Consider the following 1,104-nt stretch of genomic DNA (forward strand, 5'->3'; position numbering starts at 1 on the left):
TGAACTCATCCGTATACCGCTTACTGCTCATGGACACCTCCGAATCAGCCATTTTCCATGGCCTTGAGATGTCTAGGAAACCCTGGGCGTATCAGCCGGCATATGCGTGTAGGTCGACGTGCTCGTCAGCGTTAGCGATCAGGGAGCGGATCGCTCTAACTTGATCAATGGTGTAGGCAGCCGTGCGTTCAACATAAGCTGAAATGCTCTCACCCGTTTTGACGTCGTCGATGTCGCTATCGTCGCTCTCTTCCTGCTTATGGAGTGCGCCCTCGCCGTAAAAACGAACAGTGTGCGGACCAAGGGTCGTCCGATATGCTGCTTGGAATTGATCTACTGGAAATGCGTCGGGTGACATAGCGCAGAAGCCATCTGCTGTATTCTCATCATCTAGCGCAATTCCTTGAAGCGACAGTTGGCGTTCCCACTCGTCAATGCTTCGAGGGACCTCAGAAGCGAGTCGCAGAAGATACAAGCGCCCACTTTCTGGATCCTTCCCAAAAAGTCGGCACGCCTCATCAATCATTCGGGTCAATTTGGATGGCGGCGTAGACGGGGCAGCGCCAGTGATAGCAACAAGAAGCGCCGCCATGCCAAGTGGGGAGTTGGGCACTTGGTTAGCATCGAGAAAGCTGCTCAGAGTGGCGCGGGAAGCTGGGAGGAAGTAGTTAGGCTTGAAGGACATCAATAGTCACAGGTGTCGCTTACCAAGCTTTCAGAGTGCCATGAAGTTGGGCTCCGGTCACGTTTATCAATACGGCGTTTACTTCAAGTTGTGGCGTATACCACAAATACCTAGTGATAGACATCCCAAATTACCGTATGCGTATATTTTTTTAAGTGGCGCTAATTGTTTTTAGTCTATTTTTTTGCAAAACCAGGGTCGATATCGGTGGATGGGCTGCTTAGCTGTGTTGTAAGTATTTATAACGAAAAATACTCCAAAGGATGAGAGATGTTTACAGTTACCCTTTTGCTATGCGCAGGCAGTGCATACCTGACTTACAGGTATTTAGAGCGGCTAACAAAACCCAGGAAGAAGGCGTAAGCAGATGATGGAGGATGCGAGCGAAAGCAACGCCAAGTGGAGATCGATGCGACGTT

At 50.0% G+C, this 1,104-nt stretch carries 1 protein-coding gene; it reads right to left on the reverse strand.

Annotation, left to right across the window (positions count from 1 at the left end; genetic code table 11):
- Positions 1–91 precede the first annotated feature (91 nt).
- Positions 92–685, reverse strand: a complete 594-nt coding sequence (locus XarbCFBP7408_RS22920; RefSeq protein WP_181123330.1) for a hypothetical protein — start codon at positions 683–685, stop codon at positions 92–94.
- Positions 686–1,104 lie beyond the last annotated feature (419 nt).

Source organism: Xanthomonas arboricola pv. guizotiae (genome assembly GCF_002940205.1).
GTDB classification, from domain to species: Bacteria; Pseudomonadota; Gammaproteobacteria; order Xanthomonadales; family Xanthomonadaceae; genus Xanthomonas; species Xanthomonas arboricola_C.